The sequence below is a fragment of the Veillonella sp. S13054-11 genome, assembly GCF_002959795.1.
GTDB lineage: Bacteria > Bacillota > Negativicutes > Veillonellales > Veillonellaceae > Veillonella > Veillonella parvula_E.
Genome location: NZ_PPCY01000007.1, coordinates 101,844 through 121,257 on the forward strand (window position 1 = coordinate 101,844; position 19,414 = coordinate 121,257).

Annotated in this window: 16 protein-coding genes; 1 reads left to right on the forward strand and 15 read right to left on the reverse strand. The window is 41.1% G+C overall.

Annotated features, from left to right (window positions below; all coding sequences use genetic code 11):
* Positions 1-8: 8 nt before the first annotated feature.
* The 15 genes from menB to VPHSUH08_RS07650 all read right to left on the reverse strand — a co-directional run bounded on the left by menB (position 9) and on the right by VPHSUH08_RS07650 (position 15,395).
* Positions 9-851 (reverse strand): 1,4-dihydroxy-2-naphthoyl-CoA synthase, encoded by an 843-nt coding sequence (gene menB, locus VPHSUH08_RS07580; RefSeq protein WP_077708117.1) that lies wholly within the window; start codon positions 849-851, stop codon positions 9-11.
* Positions 852-855: 4 nt separating this feature from the next.
* Entirely contained in the window at positions 856-1,716 is an 861-nt protein-coding gene (menH, locus tag VPHSUH08_RS07585) for a 2-succinyl-6-hydroxy-2,4-cyclohexadiene-1-carboxylate synthase (protein ID WP_105087121.1), read from the reverse strand.
* Positions 1,713-3,476, reverse strand: a complete 1,764-nt coding sequence (menD, locus tag VPHSUH08_RS07590; RefSeq protein WP_105087122.1) for a 2-succinyl-5-enolpyruvyl-6-hydroxy-3-cyclohexene-1-carboxylic-acid synthase — start codon at positions 3,474-3,476, stop codon at positions 1,713-1,715. Before menD ends, menH begins: the two co-directional genes overlap by 4 nt.
* Before the next feature lie 40 nt (positions 3,477-3,516).
* Complete coding sequence (locus VPHSUH08_RS07595) at positions 3,517-4,659, reverse strand: isochorismate synthase (RefSeq protein WP_105087123.1); 1,143 nt, start codon at positions 4,657-4,659, stop codon at positions 3,517-3,519.
* Between the two features lie 262 nt (positions 4,660-4,921).
* Complete coding sequence (gene purD / locus VPHSUH08_RS07600; RefSeq protein WP_105087124.1) at positions 4,922-6,184, reverse strand: phosphoribosylamine--glycine ligase; 1,263 nt, start codon at positions 6,182-6,184, stop codon at positions 4,922-4,924.
* Positions 6,185-6,330: 146 nt separating this feature from the next.
* Positions 6,331-7,860 (reverse strand): bifunctional phosphoribosylaminoimidazolecarboxamide formyltransferase/IMP cyclohydrolase, encoded by a 1,530-nt coding sequence (gene purH / locus VPHSUH08_RS07605; protein WP_105087125.1) that lies wholly within the window; start codon positions 7,858-7,860, stop codon positions 6,331-6,333.
* Positions 7,861-7,884: 24 nt separating this feature from the next.
* Entirely contained in the window at positions 7,885-8,508 is a 624-nt protein-coding gene (purN, locus tag VPHSUH08_RS07610) for a phosphoribosylglycinamide formyltransferase (protein ID WP_105087126.1), read from the reverse strand.
* Positions 8,501-9,562, reverse strand: coding sequence for a phosphoribosylformylglycinamidine cyclo-ligase (purM, locus tag VPHSUH08_RS07615; RefSeq protein ID WP_105087127.1), 1,062 nt, complete (start codon positions 9,560-9,562; stop codon positions 8,501-8,503). Before purM ends, purN begins: the two co-directional genes overlap by 8 nt.
* On the reverse strand, positions 9,549-10,967 hold the full coding sequence (gene purF, locus VPHSUH08_RS07620) for an amidophosphoribosyltransferase (RefSeq protein WP_105087128.1): 1,419 nt from the start codon (positions 10,965-10,967) through the stop codon (positions 9,549-9,551). The genes purM and purF overlap by 14 nt, the downstream gene beginning before the upstream one ends.
* Before the next feature lie 11 nt (positions 10,968-10,978).
* Complete coding sequence (purC, locus tag VPHSUH08_RS07625; protein ID WP_021147770.1) at positions 10,979-11,707, reverse strand: phosphoribosylaminoimidazolesuccinocarboxamide synthase; 729 nt, start codon at positions 11,705-11,707, stop codon at positions 10,979-10,981.
* Positions 11,708-11,808: 101 nt separating this feature from the next.
* The gene (gene purE, locus VPHSUH08_RS07630; protein WP_105087129.1) at positions 11,809-12,300 is read right to left on the reverse strand and encodes a 5-(carboxyamino)imidazole ribonucleotide mutase; all 492 of its coding nucleotides are present in this window, start codon (positions 12,298-12,300) and stop codon (positions 11,809-11,811) included.
* Positions 12,301-12,733: 433 nt separating this feature from the next.
* Positions 12,734-13,174 (reverse strand): hypothetical protein, encoded by a 441-nt coding sequence (locus tag VPHSUH08_RS07635; protein WP_004693734.1) that lies wholly within the window; start codon positions 13,172-13,174, stop codon positions 12,734-12,736.
* Positions 13,175-13,185: 11 nt separating this feature from the next.
* The gene (locus VPHSUH08_RS07640; RefSeq protein WP_105087130.1) at positions 13,186-13,632 is read right to left on the reverse strand and encodes a hypothetical protein; all 447 of its coding nucleotides are present in this window, start codon (positions 13,630-13,632) and stop codon (positions 13,186-13,188) included.
* A gap of 27 nt (positions 13,633-13,659) precedes the next feature.
* A complete protein-coding gene (locus VPHSUH08_RS07645) occupies positions 13,660-14,235 on the reverse strand; it encodes a xanthine phosphoribosyltransferase (protein WP_004693737.1) in 576 nt (191 codons plus the stop codon).
* Positions 14,236-14,489: 254 nt separating this feature from the next.
* A complete protein-coding gene (locus VPHSUH08_RS07650) occupies positions 14,490-15,395 on the reverse strand; it encodes a LysR family transcriptional regulator (protein ID WP_004693739.1) in 906 nt (301 codons plus the stop codon).
* Between the two features lie 267 nt (positions 15,396-15,662).
* Here VPHSUH08_RS07650 and VPHSUH08_RS07655 point away from each other — a divergent pair, with 267 nt between their 5' ends.
* On the forward strand, positions 15,663-19,403 hold the full coding sequence (locus VPHSUH08_RS07655) for a phosphoribosylformylglycinamidine synthase (protein ID WP_105087131.1): 3,741 nt from the start codon (positions 15,663-15,665) through the stop codon (positions 19,401-19,403).
* Positions 19,404-19,414: the final 11 nt, after the last annotated feature.

A 19,414-nucleotide genomic window follows, 5' to 3' on the forward strand; every position in this document is an offset into this window, starting at 1 on the left:
ACTCCCGATTAAGGGAATTTAGGGAATTGTTTGAAGTTAGGTTTCCGTTTTTCTTTGAACGCGTCACGACCTTCTTTCGCTTCATCAATTGTATAGTACATCAATGTAGCGTCCCCTGCGAATTGTTGTAAACCTGCAAGGCCATCTGTGTCGGCATTGAAGGAACCTTTCAACATGCGCAAAGCCATTGGAGATAATTCAAGGATTTCGCTACACCATTGAACTGTTTCTTCTTCCAATTTGTCAAATGGTACCACAGTATTAACCATGCCCATTTCATACGCTTGAGCTGCTGTGTATTGACGGCACAAGAACCATACTTCGCGAGCGCGTTTGTGACCGATCATACGAGCCAAGTAACCTGCGCCATAACCAGCGTCGAAGGAGCCTACACGAGGACCAGTTTGACCGAATTTAGCATTTTCAGAAGCGATTGTAAGGTCACATACGATGTGCAATACATGACCGCCACCGATAGCATAACCATTAACCATTGCAATAACAGGTTTAGGGATGACGCGAATTAAGCGTTGTAAATCGAGAACGTTCAAGCGAGGCACATTGTCTTCACCTACATAACCACCGTGACCACGTACGCTTTGGTCACCGCCGGAGCAGAATGCCTCTTTATCTTCGCCCTTACCGTGGTTAGCACCAGTCAATACGATTACGCCTACTTCGTTATCTTCACGAGCTACTGTGAAAGCATCAATTAACTCCATTACCGTTTTAGGCCGGAATGCGTTGCGCACTTCTGGACGGTTAATAGTAATCTTTGCAATGCCATTATATGTTTCGTAAATTACATCTTCATAATTACGATCCAATACTTTCCAATCAAATTTGCTCATGGACTTAACCTTTCTTCTGTAAAAAATCCAATACCGCTTGTTCAAAAATCTGCGGTTTCTCTATATGTACATTATGCCCCGCCCCGTCGACGATGACATGATTAAAACTTGGCAACTTGCCAAATACATCTCTTCCTATTGTAGTATATTTTGTATCTAATGCGCCACTCACATATAAACCTTTAACAGAGAACTTTTCTAATTTATCTCCTACATAAGGCATTACACCCTGCCCCGAGCCACGTAATGTACTGGCTAATGCATATGGGCTATTATTGGAACGGCGTAAGTATATTAATTCTTCTACCCCCTCTGAAAGCTGTTTTTGACTCTCAAAAATAGGTGCTTCCGCCCATCGTGCAGCAAACCAAGCACCATCATGCTCTTCGATATGAACTGCTAAGTCTTCATCCGCCTTGCGGCGTGCTGCTCGCTCAGCGTCAGAAGCGATGCCTACCGAGCCACTTTCAAGAATAAGACCTTTGATTTCACGTTCATACTCCAACGCATAGGAAAGTGCAATACGAGCCCCCATAGAATAGCCCATGAGGTAATAGCTTTCACCAACCATGTAATAGATAACTGTGTGTAAGTCCTTTATCATTTGAGGAATGGTGTAAGCCTGATTCTCATCAGGAATATCTGAATCGCCATGTCCGATTAAATCAATACGAACCACTCGATACCCCGGCAGATTAATAGCATCCCAAGTATAGCTTGATTCAGAGAAGCCGTGGAAACATACAATAGGTTCCCCTTCACCTACCACAGTCAAACCGTAGCGATACTCTCCCAAGTCAAAATACATACGCTGAGCTGGATTACACAAAGCATTATCTACAATACTGCAAAAATACTGACTCATAGTAATGCCTCCATATCAACTGAAACTTTTGTATATTTCCTATGTAACTGACGACTATATTCCCGGTCTGTTGGTATTTCAATAATATGAACACCAGATTCCTTACTAACTTTAGCTAATACAGAGACCAATTCATCAGGACTAGAGATTTTAGTGTACCCACAGCCATAGAGTTTAGCGGCCCCACTATAATCTAAACCTTGTGACGTAGAGAACAAGTAATCAAAATGCTTCGTTCCCTTTTGCGGTAAATATTCAAAAATACCGCCTCCATCGTTATTATGCAAAATAATCGTCAAATTGAGATTGTGCGTTTTAGCGACCGCTAAACCGTTTAGATCATGGAATAAAGACAAATCACCCGTTACGAGATATGTAGGCTGACCATTTGCGGCAAGACCTAGTGCAGTTGAAACGGTACCATCAATACCATTAACACCACGATTTCCGTAAAGAACGGCATCGGACTCCCCAGAAAACCAAAAGTAATCAAAGTCGCGAACGGTCATGCTATTCGCCACAAGTACTTGGCTATTGTCAGGAATATGCTGTTGCAACTCACGTATTGTGCGTCCTTCAAAGCAACTTGGTTCTTCTATAGCTGTACTTAGTTGAGCTTTACCAGCTACTTCTAAACGTTTCCATCTATTAAGATATGCATTAGATTCGTTCTTTACAGCGAACAAATGCGTAAACATATCGATGCTTGCTTGCATATGCATGGTGGTTTTCCCCGTTGGATTCATCGAGTCCATCGTGGGATTTATCTCAATATATTCCACATTATCCCAACTTGCCACCATTTGCTGTACCCGTTTCGATACAACGATTTGGCCAAACTGAATCACGCAATCTGGCTTTAGTACAGGCCATAGGTCTTTATCCGCTAAAAACGCATCATACGTAGAAATGACAACATCAGAGAAATGTTTTTTCTGAATCATATCTGTATCATTATTAAGATTGCTAGCAACATCATAATTGGCAACAATAGCACCAGTCTTATGACAGCGTCTTACATTGGACAATGGATCCGCCAAGATAGGAGCTTGTAAATTCTCCGCAAAGGAATGAATAGACTCAACTTCATCTACATCAATTTGTGGACCAGCTAAAATAAGGACTCTCTTATACTGTGCAAGCAATAGACTTCTATTCTGATAGCTAAACACATCACCGTAATTAGGTTTAAATACTTTGTAAGGGCTACGTTCCGCTTCAAAGTGCTTACGGTCCAGTTCAGGTACCAACGGCTCAAAGAGAGGTATATTGATATGCACGGGTCCTTTTTTAGTATCCATAGCTTTCATATATGCCTTGCGCGCTACTTGTCGTGGATATGTATAATAATGTTCCTTTTGAGGCACCGCTAATTCTTCATAATAGTTTACAGCTGTACCAAAGATTTTTTGTTGATCTACTGTTTGTGGAGCCCCTGTATGTAGCAAGGTATAAGGTCTATCGGCAGACAATACAATAAGAGGTACCCCACTATATTGAGCCTCTAAAATAGCGGGCAAATAATGAGCCACTGCGGAACCGGATGTACAAACTAACACAGTTGGTTCTTTATGAGCCTTTGCAATGCCAAGCGCCATAAAGCTAGCAGAGCGCTCATCTATATTCATATATGTTTCAAAGCCTTCATACTCCGTGAAAAGCATAGCCATCGTCGTAGAACGAGAACCAGGGCTAAACACAGCATGCCGGACGCCGAGTTGGTAAAACTCATCTACCAAGGCAGCAATATATTCGTTCATTATATTCCCTTTCAACAACTCCTAAGGGTTTGGAAATTTATTATAACGCATCCAAAATGGTGCGCATTTTATTATTAGTTTCTGCATATTCTTCATCCGCATCAGAATCGGCTACGACGCCACATCCTGCATAGGCATAAAGAACATTATCCATAATGAGGGCAGATCGAATAGCAACGATGACAATGCCGTCCCCCATATCTTTCATAAAGCCAAAAGGTGCTGCATACATGCCGCGCTCATGAGCTTCGTACTTTTGTAGCAATGCCAACGCCTTTTCTCGTGGTTCACCACCGAGAGCCGGTGTAGGATGGAGCAACTTTGCCCATTCCACGAGGGATTTTGTGCTATCCTTTGCAGTAATAATGGTGCGCAAATGATAGAGATGCGCCAGCTCCATGATACCCGTTTCACCTATTATAACCTCCGGAGTAATAGATTTCATGATCTCCACAATACGGTCACGGACGATATTATGTTCAAAGAGATTTTTCTTATCCGTTAACAGTTGTTCCTTAGTCCACGCATTTGGTCCATGTTTAGGCGCTGTCCCCGCCAAGGCATAGCTGAGAATTTCACTACCTCGATGGCGAACTAGAATCTCTGGCGATGCACCCACAAAGGTGCGTCCATCCTTTTCGTAACCAAAGATAAAGCAATTTGGATTATTATCTACTAAATTTGCTAAAATACTTGCCACATTGTATGGTGTTTCGCTAGTGAACTGTACCTCTCGAGAAGAAACGACCTTCGTCATTTCACCGCTACTAATACCATCAGCGATAGCGTTCATCAAACTATCCCAAACCGCCTTATCATCACTGGTTTCCTTGTAGTTATGGCGAACTCGAGACACCTCGAAATCCGTAATAGGGACGCTTTCACCAACGTGCAAGTAGAAAGACTCCCCATTTTCTACGATGTAGTAATGGGTGAAAGCAATCATTTCATGACCCATGCCAGCCCATTTAGGGTCCTTAGAGTTCTCAAAAAAAGTATCTCCATAAAACACGTAAGCGTAATTATGGCGATCTTCATCATCTTTGACCGTCGCCAAACGTTTAGCGCCTACAACGATGCGGTCACTTTGACGATCCACCCAAAATACGCGTTCTTCGTTTGGAAAATTCAGCCAAAAGGCTACCGGACTATTCAGTTCTAACGGTTCTTTATTATATATCATAGTTGTATATCGCTATTAAGAAATAAAATAGACTATAGTAAAAACACCTAACGTGTAGAAGATTTACTTCTACACGTCAGGCGTCATCAATAAGTTTCCAAATTTTTGAGATGAGCCTAACGCCATCACACGTCGATGGGCCCTCTTTATATCTAATTTATTATATCATAGGTAACAGTTAAAAGGTAGAAAATAAAACCTCTACACCGCATGCGTCGTGCATGTATGTAGAGGTTTTCTTTATATTCAAAATGTTGTTACTTTATTTAAAAGCCTTAGCCCCAATATCTGTACGATATTGCATGCCTTCAAAGTCGATATGCTCTATACGTCCATAGGCTCTATCAAGTGCCGTTCTAAGGTCTTTGCCAAGTCCGACAACACCGAGCACACGACCGCCATTAGTGACATAATTTTCACCAACAAGCTTTGTACCAGAATGGAATACAATGGTTGTGTCATATTGTTTAATATCCCCACTGATGACATCGCCCTTAGATGAAGTTTCAGGATAGCCCTTAGAAGCAAGGATAACGCAGGCTGCTGAGGAATCTTTCCATTTCACCATATTAGAGGTTAATGTGCCCTTAGCACAGGCCATCATAATCTCACCTAGATCACTATCCAGTAGCGGCAATACAACTTGTGTTTCAGGATCACCAAAGCGCGCATTGAATTCTACCACCTTAGGACCTTCGTCAGTAATCATAAGCCCTGCGTAGAGGCAGCCTACATACGGCATGCCTTCTTTTTCCATAGCCGCTACCATAGGTTCTAAGATGTTTTTCATCGCTTCGTCCCGCAATGCATCTGTAAGAACAGGTGCCGGTGCATAGGTCCCCATGCCACCTGTATTAGGCCCTTTATCACCATCAAAAATGCGTTTATGATCTTGAGAGGCAATCATAGGAACTACGGTCTTTCCATCTACAAAGGCTAATAAACTAGCCTCTTCACCTTCCATAAACTCTTCGATAACAACGGTGCTGCCTGCATCACCGAATCGATTACCACTTAGCATATCTTCTACGGCTACATTCGCTTCATCGACAGTCATTGCCACTACAACACCCTTCCCTGCCGCCAAGCCGTCAGCTTTAACAACAATAGGAGCTCCTGTTTGAGCAATAAAAGCTTTTGCTTCATCTACCTTGTGGAATACACCATACGCAGCAGTGGGAATATTGTATTTTTTCATGAGGTCTTTAGCAAATACCTTTGAGCCCTCTAGTTGAGCGGCTGCTTTGGATGGACCAAAAACACGAATTCCCGCCTTATTAAGTACATCTGCTAAGCCCGCTACTAAAGGAGCCTCAGGCCCAACAACAACTAAATCAACTTGATTATCTTTCAAAAAGCTAATTAAATGATCGCTTTGTTGCCAATCGATGCCAACTAGCTCTGCACAATCTGACATAGCCGCGCTACCAGGAATAGCATATACCTTTGTTACGCTAGGGCTGATGGACAATCGCCACGCCAATGCATGTTCACGGCCGCCGCTACCGATTACACATACTTTCATAAGTCCTCCATCGGCGCCTAAACGCCATCAAATCCATAATAATATAAACACATAACGGGGCCACTCCAAACATCAATAATTGTTGACCATTCAATAGATATTTTGCCCTAATAGTGTTTAACAATCCGCTAAAAATTCTTAACTAGTTAATGTTTAAAGTGACGAATATTTGTAAATACCATGGCGATGCCCGCTTCGTCAGCCGCTTTGATGGACTCTTCGTCACGAATAGAGCCACCTGGTTGAATAATAGCTGCAATGCCATGCTTTGCCGCTGTTTCTACGGTATCGCCAAATGGGAAGAATGCATCGGATGCTAATACAGCGCCTTTAGCGGCTTCCCCGGCTTGTTCAAGAGCAATTTTTGCAGAACCTACGCGATTCATTTGACCGGCCCCAACTCCAAGAGTACGTTTTTCATTAGAAATCAAAATCGCATTGGATTTTACATGTTTTACGAGTTTCCATGCAAATTCAAGAGCTTTCCATTGTTCCTCTGTTGGTTGTACCTTCGTAACAACTTTATAATTGGCGCGGTCTTCTAGGATATCGTCTTCTGTTTGCACTAATAAACCACCAGACACCTTCTTTACTGTCACTTGGCCAGATTCCGGCTTAGATAGTTCAATGAGGCGAATATTTTTCTTAGCTTCAAGGATTTCTAATGCTTCTTTTGTGAAAGCAGGTGCCATAATAACTTCTAAGAAAATTTTGCTCATTTCTCCGGCAGTAGCTGCATCTACTTCACGGTTTAAGGCTACAATGCCACCAAAGGCGGATACGGAATCAGCTTCGTACGCATTTACATAGGCATCATGTAATGTAGCTGCAGTAGCGGCACCACATGGGTTCGTATGCTTAATAATACATGCAGCTGGCTCAGTAAACTCCCATACCATATTCCATGCCGCTTCCATGTCTACAATATTGTTATAGGAAAGCTCTTTGCCATGTAATTGTTTCAAAGCCCCCATGCCATGAGCTGTTCCAATTTCTTTGTAGAATGCGGCTTGTTGATGCGGATTTTCCCCATATCTAAGATCTGTTACCTTCTCATAAGCACTCAAATATTCTGGAGGTGTAGGGCCTTCATTCAAGATTCCACTCATATAATTAGCGATGGCCACATCGTAAGCCGCCGTATGAGCAAAGGCTTCTTTGGCAAGTCCAAAGCGATATTCCTTAGTCAATTCACCTTGATCCTTGAGCATCTCTAAGATTTCATCGTAATGATTTGGATTTACTACGATACCCACAAAGGCATGATTCTTTGCTGCAGAACGAACCATCGTAGGACCACCAATATCGATATTTTCGATGGCCTCTTCTAAGGATACATTAGGTTTTGCAATGGTTTCGCGGAACGGGTAAAGATTGACTACAACAAGGTCGATTGGTTCAATACCATGTTCTGCCATAGCTTGTTGATGCTCCGCATTATCACGGATCGCCAAAATGCCACCATGCACCTTAGGATGTAATGTCTTTACGCGGCCATCCATCATTTCAGGAAAATCAGTCAAAGACTCTACCGATTTTGCCGGAATACCTGCTTCAGTTATGACTTTAAGGGTCCCACCTGTGGAATAAATGGTTACCCCTAAATCAACTAAACCTTTCGCAAAGTCTACAATACCTGTTTTATCAGAAACACTAAGTAATGCATTTTTAATCATCTAACGTCTTCCTTTGCTTACACATCAATTTTCAATATATACAACACGACCTTTTATAGTGAGCTTATCCTCACAAAATAGTCGTAATGCCTCTTTATATGTTTTATGTTCAATAGGTAATAATCTATCACTCAGGGTATCCTCTGTATCCTCCGGTAATAAAGGAACCGTATTCTGCATAATGATAGGCCCCGTATCCATTCCGGCATCAACAAAGTGTACCGTACAACCGGTTACCTTTACTCCCGCATCAATAGCTTGTTGATGTCCATGTAGTCCCGGAAAGGATGGCAACAAGGCAGGATGGATATTTAAAATTCTATGCTCATAGTGCTCAATCAATGGAGCCCCTACAATACGCATATATCCAGCCAAAACGATACTATCTACCTTATAGGGCTCTAACGCATCTAACTGGGCTTGTTCAAAGCTAGCTTTAGAATCATAGTCGCTACGCTCGATGACAATGAGTGGGATATTCCAAGGTTTAGAACGTTGAACAATCCCTGCATCACCGTGATCTGTAATGATAACTACAAACTCACCATTAATATATCCTTCTTGCATGGCTTTATAGAGGGCTTCCCCATTGGAGCCTCTACCGCTTGCGAATAGAGCTAGACGTTTTTTAACTAAGGAACTAGTCATTAAATACCGCCCCTTTTACAACAACTGGACCTTCGCCTTTAACGATATGACCAATTTCATAAACCGCTTCATTACGACTTTCAAGATTTGCCTTTACTCGATCCACATCCGTAGCGTCCACTATGAGGATCATGCCAATGCCCATGTTAAAAGTACGGTACATTTCATGCCAATCTACATTGCCCCATTCTTGTAGCTTTTCAAAAACTGGAACGCGAGGCCATGTATCACAATCGATCTCTGCTGTTACTCCCATAGGTAAGACGCGAGGAATATTTTCATAGAAACCGCCGCCCGTAATATGAACCATACCTTTAAGTAGGCTTTCTTTAATCAACGGCAATACAGCTTTAGGGTATAAGCGCGTTGGCGTTAATAATTCTTCTCCCAGTGTTTTGCCAAATTCAGGAATATCTTGACCAATGGAGAAACCCTTGTGATCAAATACAATTTTACGAACTAACGAGAAACCATTAGAATGAACCCCAGAAGATGGTAACCCAAGAATAACGTCTCCTGCCTTGATACTTTCACCAGTAATCAATTTAGGACGATCTACGATACCAACGGCAAAACCAGCTACATCATAATCCTCATCATCGTAGAAACCTGCCATCTCAGCAGTTTCACCGCCTAGTAAAGCGCAGCCTGATTCTTCGCACGCCTCAGCTACACCACGTACGATATCCGCCACTTTTACAGGCTCTAGTTTGCCAACCGCAATATAATCAAGGAAGAATAAAGGTGTAGCACCTTGTACGAGGATATCATTAACACTCATAGCTACGCAGTCTTGACCGATAGTATCATGTTTATCCATCATAATAGCGAGACGTAATTTGGTACCCACCCCATCTGTACCAGATACGAGCATAGGATCAGACATAGCATGACTAGCTAAGGAATAGATTCCCCCAAAACCACCTAGATCACCAACAACACCCGGTGTATACGTCCGTTTAACAGATTCTTTCATCAATTCTACGGCGCGATTACCTGCATCGATATCAACACCTGCATCGCAATAGGTTAAACTAGTTTTATTCGAGCACATATTTGACCCCTTCCTCTTGGTCCGCAGGAACCGCTACACTATAATCACCATTGAAACATGCAAAACATAAATCATCTGGCTTTACATCAGATACAGCACGACATAGGCCTTCACGAGACAAGTAATGTAATTTATCAGCCTTGATAAAATCTCTAATTTCATCCACAGTATGAGTAGCTGCTATAAGTTCTTTACGCACTGATGTATCAATGCCATAGTGACAGGAGTACTCAATAGTTGGAGAACTAATACACATATAAATCTCTTTAGCACCAGCCTCTTTTAGCATTTTTACAATGATACCACTCGTAGTACCGCGCACAATAGAATCATCAATAAGGACGATACGCTTACCTCCAACAATATGTGGCAATGCATTTAGCTTCATACGAACAGCTAATTCTCGTTCCTCTTGATTTGGTTTAATAAAGGTACGGCCGCTATAACGGTTCTTAACTAAACCTTCCGCAAAAGGGATACCCGATGCACGAGCATAACCTAATGCAGCTGTTGTACCGGAATCCGGAATGGACATTACGATGTCTGCATCATACTTAGTTTCGTTATATAGTTCGCGGCCCATATTTAGCCGAGATTGATATACGGATTGACCATCGATATGACTATCGCCACGTGCAAAATAGATGTATTCAAAGACGCAAAGTTTTTTGTCGATTTTTTCTGGTTCCGCATACATAGTACTACGCACACCAGAGTCATCGATGATAACCATTTCACCAGGATCTATATGGCGAATAAACTCTGCCTTAATCGCATCAAAAGCACAGCTTTCACTAGAGAGCACATAACCATTTTCTGTTTTACCTAAGCAAAGTGGTCTAAATCCTTGAGGATCTCGTACACCTACTAAGGAGTCGTTCGTAGTAATGACTAGAGAGAACGCCCCTTCAATTTGACGAGCTGCATCGGCAATCCGTTCCGCTTGTGTTTCTGCTTTAGAGCGGGCTATCAAGTTTACGATAACCTCAGAATCCATCGTCGTTTGAAAGATGGAACCATCGGCTTCGAGACATTTTCGAATAGATAAGGCATTCGTTAAGTTTCCATTGTGAGCCACCGCAATTTGACCGCCTTGGTAGTGAATAACCAAAGGCTGGATATTACGCGGATTATTGGACCCAGTCGTAGAGTACCGCACATGACCAGTCCCCATATAACTTGGCAATGCTGGTAATTCTTTGATAGCCTCGGTCAACAAGCCCATGCCTTTTTTCAGTTCTACATCATGACCATCGGTAACAGCAATGCCCGCACTTTCTTGACCACGATGTTGGAGAGCAAATAGCCCCCAATATACATAGCGTGCTACATCAACGGTCCTATCATAGATGCCGAATACACCACACTCTTCGTGCCATTTGTCAAAAACAGAATCGTAGTTCATCTTCCCCCCTATTAGGCACGCTCACCTGTAAGACGGAATAACATTTCCTTATATGCTTCTTCAATATTACCAAGATCTCGACGGAAACGGTCTTTGTCGAGTTTTTCACCAGTTGTAGCATCCCAGAAACGGCATGTATCGGGAGAAATTTCATCACCCAATAAAATTTCACCATTATGGGTACCAAATTCTAATTTAAAATCTACAAGGGTTACATTTTTAGTAGCCAAGAATTTTTTCAAAATATCGTTTACCTTTAAAGTAATTGTAGAAATTACATCAAGTTGCTCTTGAGTGGCCCAACCAAGTGCAGTGATTTGGGATTCGTTGGCAAATGGATCGCCTAGTTCATCATTTTTATAGCAGAATTCAAGAATTGGATGTTTAAGTGGAGTTCCTTCTTCAATGCCAAAGCGTTTAGCCATAGAGCCAGCCGCAATATTACGAACGATAACTTCAAGAGGAACTATTTTCAATGTAAGTACTGTTTGGTTGCGATCATCTTCACGACGAACGAAATGAGTTGGTACGCCTTCTTTTTTCAACAATTCAAAGAAGAAAGAGGAAATTTTGTTATTCAACACGCCTTTACCAAGGATGGTGTCATGTTTTTCACCATTAAATGCAGTGGCATCATCTTTGTAATGAACGATGTACTCATCTTTGTTATCTGTTGCATATACTTGTTTTGCTTTCCCTTCATACAATAATGTTAATTTTTCCAAATCGATGTTAGCCATGATCTTTCTCCTTTATCATAATTAATGATACAAACTATATAATAGATATCTAAATAAACTGTTTTTCTTAACCAACATTTAATCACCGATGATTTAGATGATTAAATATGAATAGCACCTTGTAATTCTGCATTGTCTGCCAAGACTTTTTCAGCCATATCTTTACGATATTGTTGATATTGTTCTTTCAGGTCTTTATTGAAAGCTGCTCCAATTTGTACTGCAAAGAGCGCTGCATTTTTAGCACCATCTACAGCCATGGTTGCTACAGGCATGCCAGATGGCATTTGTACAATAGCAAGTAGAGAATCAATACCTTTTAATGCGGTTGCATTAAGTGGGATGCCGATAACTGGTAGTGTAGTGAAGCTCGCCACCACACCAGGTAAATGAGCCGCTGCGCCTGCACCAGCAATAAAAGCAATAGCTCCTTCACCTTCAAGTCGTATAACAAAATTTTTTACAGCCTCTGGGGTACGATGAGCTGAGGCAATAACCATTTCATAGGGAATATTAAATTCATCAAGTACGGCAGATGCTTTTTTCATTGTGTCCAGGTCAGACTTGCTGCCCATGATAATACCGACCTTCATAGATCCTCCTAATAAAAAAGCCCAGCCAAAACAGACTGGGACAAATACGCGCAAATAGCCTCCGTAGACTTGCTTTGAGTTTGTTGATTTGCATAGTTCACGGTGCTACCTCCTTCTTGTACTCAAATTGTAACACCTAACATTTACAAAATCAATACTATTTTCGAATATTTTTTTATTAAATATTTTTATCATTCGTTATATTCCGAACTATTGAAAAAATATAGATTGCATCATATAAAATAATTTTAAATAAATCTGTAAAATAAAATACTGCCTTTTCAATCTTATAATAACACAAACTTACTCTATCGATTAAAATATTTATATGTTTTTTCTTATCCATACAAAAAGAGGATAACCCATTTATAAACAGGTTATCCTCTTTTCATAATTCCGAACATTAGATCACTTAACTTGTATCTATTATTGATTAGTGAGTACCACTTTCAAAGGCAGCTTTCAATTCACCTACAGATTCTGGAATATAATCTACAATAGAAGACATCAACGCATACATCAATGCAGGCTCGAACGCATCATCACCACACATATATACACAATCCAAGTATAGGCTAGAATCTTGTTCATCAATATATAGTTTATAATTTTTATATGTCGCATTGTCACGATTAATTAATGCATTCAAGGCATTCATATTTTGTGCTGTTACCTTTTCAGGTCCTAACACTAAACGAACTACACTATAAATACTGTTATCGAGAATGACGAATAAAGGCATATCCCATAAAGGAGACTTGATATAAGAACGATATACTACTGTACCGTCTTCATCATCAAAATCCTTCCGTTCAAAAGATATGATTTCTTCTTCTTTCAAAAACTTATCAAATAATAAGGATTTAGGATTCATAACAACCTCTATTAAGCTAAGCTAGCTACTTTAAGAATATCTTTATGTACAGCATCTAAATGCGGTTGAATAACTTCAAGCATAAGATTCACTACTACAGTAGGATCAAATTGTTCATTCAAACATGGTATAGACACATCCATATAAATGTTATTGTCTTCATTGCTCACGTAATATTTAGATATCTTGTAATCTTGATTTAACGTGTTAAGTTCTTTCAATACCGCAGGAATCACTTTTTTATCAATAGATGTTGTTGTGATAGCGATGCGTACATAGGTGAACGCAGAATCGTCTACAACGATGAACACAGGCAAGCTATGCTCATGAACATCCAAACGACCATGATATACAACTGTGTTAAGATCGTCTGTCATTTCTTCCTTTGTAAACCAAGTGTTACCGCCTTTATTAAGGTCAGCAACGAGTAAGTCGAATTTTTCTGCTTTTTTATTCATAATTCCCTCTAACAATAATCAGACTAATTAGTCTTCGATAAACACACAACCATTATCTTTGAATTCTTTAATGCGAACTAAAGACTCTACACGGTAGCCCGCATTTTCCAAGCGTTCACGACCAGGTTGGAAGGACTTTTCGATAGCAATCGCCATGCCAACTACTTCATCACCTGCGTCTTGAACCAACTTAGCAAGGCCCATAGCCGCCTCGCCAGACGCCAAGAAATCGTCAATAATCAACACTTTTTCGCCAGCTGGTAAGAATTTTTTAGAAATAGTGATATCATAATTCTCTTCTTTTGTATAAGAGTACACAACACTATGATATACATCATCTACCATAAGGATGGATTTTTTCTTACGCGCAAATACCAATGGCACGTCTAGTTCAAGCGCGGCCATCAACGCCAACGCAATACCAGATGCTTCGATGGTAACAATACGTTGTACACCTGCATCACGGTAACGATCCGCGATTTCTTTACCAATCGCCTTAAACAATTGTGGATCGATTTGATGGTTTAAGAACCCATCTACTTTCAGCACTCGATTATTGAGGACAATCCCCTCTTCACGAATGCGTTCTTTTAATAATTCCATGTGCTCATACCTCCGCATAACTATCTTTAAATTTTAACGTAAACAACCCCTTAGGGTCAACCTATATCTAGTAAAAGTCTTATAATGTAACCCATAAATATCATTGCAAATAAGACTTAAATATTTCATATATGAATTATATAACTCAACTGCTTTATAGGAATATAATATAGCACGGTAAAACTCACACTAATATATAAAAAGACACACTTTAAGAAATTTTCCTAAAGTATGTCTTTAAACATGTCTTTTTCTTATAAAACTTTATCTCGAGTACTTTCACGATTAACTAGCAAGGACGTAAATCTTGCAGCCCCTTCAGATTGAGGAACCAAGCGAGAACGCACAAGCACAATGTCGCGTGTTGGTACCGGAATATCTGTATCGATGCGCACAATAGTCCCTTCTTGCATTTTTTGTTGTACCACATGATTAGGTAACATGGAAATACCCATGTTGATTTCTACAAGATCTAGTAATACATCGACGCTACCCAATTCAAAGCGAGGCTTACGACAAGCACCATGTGTTACATCGTCAAAGAATGTACGACTAGCAGAGCCTTTATGCAAGAGTAAAATAGGCTCGTTAAGAAGGCGCCCTTGATCAAAGAATCCTGCCCCTTTATAGTCAGGACCGCCAACAAAGACATCTTGAATGGTAGCTAGCGTAGTTACCTCTAGCTGAGGATTATCTCTCAAGCCCTCATAATCATTAACCACGGCTAATTGCGCCTCTTTATTGAGTACTAATTCTACACAATCAGGAGACGGACGATTAATGATATGTAAGCCAATTTCACTTTCTTGTAATTGCCATTTGTGGAAATAAGGCAATAGGAAATGGCGACACAAAGTATCTGTGGCAGCCAAATTTAAACTTTCATAAGCTTGACTAACCCGTTCTTGTAATTGGGTAACACCATTATCAAGAATGGAGAAAGCTTTAGCTACCGTATCAAACAATTCTTTACCTTCTGGCGTGAACCCTACAGATTTTGTAGTACGCACGAAGAGAGGCATATTAAGTTCTCCTTCTAATTGTTTAATACTTTGACTGATGGCGGATTGGGACACGCCTAATTCTTTTGCGGCACGGGAAAAAGATAAATATAAGCCTACCCCTAGAAAGGTTCTATATAAATCTGCAGATACTGCCATTTTATTCACCTCTGTTATATACTAATAGTAACGTCTTACTTTTAAATACACATATCATTACCTTATTATAACTATAGACTCTCAATATATAATGAATATGTAGAAATCTTCATGAAAGTTAGGTCTTATGACCTTCATGAACTTTTCATATTTATTAGTATTTCTAATCTTTTCATTAGTAAGATTATCTTTACTTATAAGTCTAGACCGACTATACTTAATTTGTCAATATCCCATAGGGAATTATATACATTACAGGAGGCTACAATGGCTATACAACGATTATTCGTAACAAAACGAGAATCTTTCAACCTAGAAGCGCAACGCATGTTACAAACCTTACAACAGGAATTATCTATGCCTGCTACAGATGTGACTATCTATGAGCGATACGACATCGAAAATTTAGATGCAAAAGATCTAGAGTCTGCTAAAAATTTAATTTTTTCTGAACCTCCTGTAGATACTGTATTAGAAGAAATTCCAAGTGTACAAGGCTTTGTATTTGCTGTTGAATATGTGCCAGGTCAATACGATCAACGTGCTGATAGCGCAGAGCAATGTATTTCTATGCTCACACTTACATCCGGCCACATCGTGCGTTGTGCTCGCGTATATGCTATCGAAGGCACCTTTACAAAAGAACAAGAAAATGTCATTAAGGCCTACTACATTAACCCTGTTGATTCCCGCGAAGCGAGCCTTGACGTACCAAATACCTTAGCTCTCGATTTAGAAGATCCAAAACCGGTGGCAACAATCGATGGCTTTACTACGATGAGCAATGATGATTTAGAAGCTCTCATCAAGAACTACGGTCTTGCTATGACATTAGCAGACCTTCAAATGATTAGACAACAATACGCAGAGGTGGAACACCGCGATCCTACGATTACAGAAATTCGCCTCTTCGATACATATTGGTCTGACCATTGCCGTCACACTACCTTTATGACCGAGTTAACAGATATTACCATTGAAGACAGCCGCTTCACCGGTTCTATAAAGGAAGCCTTCGAAGAATATATGGAAGGCCGTGCTGAGCTCTACACGACTAAGAAAAAAGCTCGCTCCCTCATGGACATGGCTACATTGGCTGTAAAAGAATTACGCCACGCTGGAGGACTTACAAATCTCGATGAATCTGATGAAATCAATGCATGTACAATCATCGTCCCTGTCGATGTAGATGGCAAGACTGAAGAATGGTTGTTACTATTCAAAAACGAAACCCATAACCACCCTACTGAAATCGAACCATTTGGGGGCGCAGCTACCTGCTTAGGCGGTTGTATTCGCGACCCATTGAGCGGTCGCGCCTACGTATACCAAGCTATGCGCATCACAGGCTCTGGCGATCCACATACAAGACTTGAAGATACATTGGAAGGCAAATTACCACAAAGAAAGATCACCCAAGAAGCAGCTCGTGGTTACTCCTCTTACGGCAACCAAATCGGCCTTGCTACAGGTGAAGTAAAAGAATATTACCATCCTGGCTACGTAGCAAAGCGCATGGAAATCGGCGCAGTTATCGGTGCTGCACCTCGCAACCAAGTTCGCCGTGAGGTACCAGTTGCAGGCGATGTGGTAGTATTGCTAGGTGGTAAAACTGGCCGTGATGGCTGTGGTGGTGCTACAGGGTCCTCTAAAGAACATACCGTTGACTCTCTATCCACATGCGGTGCAGAAGTACAAAAAGGCAATGCTCTTACAGAGCGTAAAATCCAACGTTTATTCCGTCGTGGCGAAGTAACGACACTTATCAAACGTTGTAATGACTTTGGTGCAGGCGGTGTATCTGTCGCTATCGGTGAACTAACTGATGGTGTATCAATCAATCTCGACTTAGTCCCTAAAAAATATGCTGGCCTCGATGGTACAGAGTTAGCCATCTCTGAATCTCAAGAGCGCATGGCCTGTGTCATCGCTGCTTCTGATGTAGAGGCGTTCAAAGCATACTGCGACGAAGAAAACTTGGAGTGTACAGTTGTGGCAGAGGTAACTGATACAAATCGCCTTGTTATGAACTGGAATGGTGAAGCAATTGTAGATATTAGCCGCGACTTTTTAAATACAAATGGTGCAAGTCAACAACAAGAAGCTATCGTAAAAGCTCCTGCAGATCGATCCTACTTCTTACGTGGTTCAGCTAGTGCAGATAACTTCAAGGAAAAATGGCTTGCAGCCGTATCCGATTTAAATGCAGCATCCCAACAAGGCTTAGCAGAACGCTTTGACAGCACTGTGGGCGCCAATACAGTCCTCATGCCATTCGGTGGCAAATTCCAAAAAACGCCTACCCAAGGCATGGTTGCTAAATTACCGGTTCTAAACGGTGAAACTACAACGGCTAGTATTATGACTCATGGTTTTGTGCCTGAGTTATCTGCATGGAGCCCTTATCATGGTGCGCAATATGCAGTACTTTTATCTGTAGCAAAATTAGTAGCTCTTGGAGGTCGCCGAGAAGACGCATACTTAACATTACAAGAATATTTTGAACGCCTCAACTCTAAAGAATCTTGGGGTAAGCCAGTAGCAGCTTTACTTGGTGCTTATAAAGCACAAAAAGAACTTGAAATCGGCGCTATCGGCGGCAAGGACTCTATGAGCGGTACATTTATGGATCTTACCGTTCCCCCTACCCTCGTATCCTTTGCAGTTGGTACAGCTCATGTAGATAATATCGTGAGCCAAGACCTTAAAGGCGTAGATCACCGCCTCGTATTCTTCGATGTACCTCGTACATACGATGACACCCCTGATTGGGATCGATTCAAAGAAAACTGCGATACACTACAAGAACAAATTGAAAAAGGTCGCGTTTACTCTGCCTATGTAGTTGATCAAGGCGGCATTCCTGAAGCAGTCACAAAAATGGCCCTTGGCAACAATATCGGTGTTAAATTCGATAAATACGCTGAACGTGGTATCTTCCAACCAGCCCTTGGTTCCTTCATCGTTGAAGTAGATATTACGGCTGTTAATTATCTTTTAGAATTACCTGATGTGAAAGTTATCGGCGTAACCCAAGCCACACCTGTTATCGAATGGGAAGGTCAATCCGTATCGCTCAAAGAAGTACAAGCGGCCTATGAAGCACCTCTAAACGATATCTTCCCAATGTACGCATCAAACGGCTTTGGTGAAGCAGTCGCTTACATCCATGACCAACACGCTAAACCTCGCAGCGCCTCCCTAGGTGCAAAACCAAAAGTTCTCATCCCAGTATTTCCTGGTACAAACTGCGAATTTGACTCTGCTCGCGCCTTTGAACGGGCTGGTGCAGAAACAGATATCGTGCTTATCCGCAACCAAACTCCAGAACAATTAAAAGAATCTATCGACGTAATCAAAGCTAAATTAGCAGAGTCTCAAATTCTTATGTTCCCAGGAGGTTTCAGTGCCGGTGATGAGCCAGATGGTTCTGGTAAATTCATAGCCACCCTCTTCCGCAACCCATACCTTGCAGAAGGTTTAGAAAACCTCTTGTACAAACAAGATGGCCTTGTATTAGGTATTTGTAACGGCTTCCAAGCGCTCATCAAGTTAGGCTTATTACCTGGTGGACATATTGAAACGTTAACTGCAGATCATCCTACATTGACATACAATACCATTGGTCGTCACTTATCTCGCATGGTTAATACGAAAGTTATTTCCACAAAGTCCCCTTGGATGAGTGATGCTAAAGCTGGAGAAATTTATACGGTACCAATTTCTCACGGCGAAGGTCGCTTTATAGCGTCTCCTCAACAAGTGTTAGAGTTCAATAAAACTGGCCAAATCGCTACACAATATGTAGACTTTGATGGTATCGCCTCCATGGATAGTCGCTTCAATCCTAACCAGTCTGTAGCTGCTATCGAAGGTATTTATAGCCCTGATGGTCGCGTATTCGGCAAAATGGCACACTCTGAACGCTGTGGCGCCGGTATTAGCAAAAATATTCCTGGCCAATTAGAAATGCCAATCTTTACATCTGGTGTAAAATACTTCAAATAATTGGTCACTAT

Coding starts and splice junctions, on each gene's coding strand:
- purD (WP_105087124.1), bottom strand. CDS start 6,184: ATGAAAGTATGTGTAATCGGTAGCGGCGGCCGTGAACATGCATTGGCG.
- purN (WP_105087126.1), bottom strand. CDS start 8,508: ATGACTAGTTCCTTAGTTAAAAAACGTCTAGCTCTATTCGCAAGCGGT.
- VPHSUH08_RS07655 (WP_105087131.1), top strand. CDS start 15,663: ATGGCTATACAACGATTATTCGTAACAAAACGAGAATCTTTCAACCTA.
- menH (WP_105087121.1), bottom strand. CDS start 1,716: ATGAGTCAGTATTTTTGCAGTATTGTAGATAATGCTTTGTGTAATCCA.
- purC (WP_021147770.1), bottom strand. CDS start 11,707: ATGGCTAACATCGATTTGGAAAAATTAACATTATTGTATGAAGGGAAA.
- VPHSUH08_RS07650 (WP_004693739.1), bottom strand. CDS start 15,395: ATGGCAGTATCTGCAGATTTATATAGAACCTTTCTAGGGGTAGGCTTA.
- menB (WP_077708117.1), bottom strand. CDS start 851: ATGAGCAAATTTGATTGGAAAGTATTGGATCGTAATTATGAAGATGTA.
- purF (WP_105087128.1), bottom strand. CDS start 10,967: ATGAACTACGATTCTGTTTTTGACAAATGGCACGAAGAGTGTGGTGTA.
- menD (WP_105087122.1), bottom strand. CDS start 3,476: ATGAACGAATATATTGCTGCCTTGGTAGATGAGTTTTACCAACTCGGC.
- VPHSUH08_RS07595 (WP_105087123.1), bottom strand. CDS start 4,659: ATGATATATAATAAAGAACCGTTAGAACTGAATAGTCCGGTAGCCTTT.
- purH (WP_105087125.1), bottom strand. CDS start 7,860: ATGATTAAAAATGCATTACTTAGTGTTTCTGATAAAACAGGTATTGTA.
- purE (WP_105087129.1), bottom strand. CDS start 12,300: ATGAAGGTCGGTATTATCATGGGCAGCAAGTCTGACCTGGACACAATG.
- VPHSUH08_RS07645 (WP_004693737.1), bottom strand. CDS start 14,235: ATGGAATTATTAAAAGAACGCATTCGTGAAGAGGGGATTGTCCTCAAT.
- VPHSUH08_RS07640 (WP_105087130.1), bottom strand. CDS start 13,632: ATGAATAAAAAAGCAGAAAAATTCGACTTACTCGTTGCTGACCTTAAT.
- purM (WP_105087127.1), bottom strand. CDS start 9,562: ATGTGCTCGAATAAAACTAGTTTAACCTATTGCGATGCAGGTGTTGAT.
- VPHSUH08_RS07635 (WP_004693734.1), bottom strand. CDS start 13,174: ATGAATCCTAAATCCTTATTATTTGATAAGTTTTTGAAAGAAGAAGAA.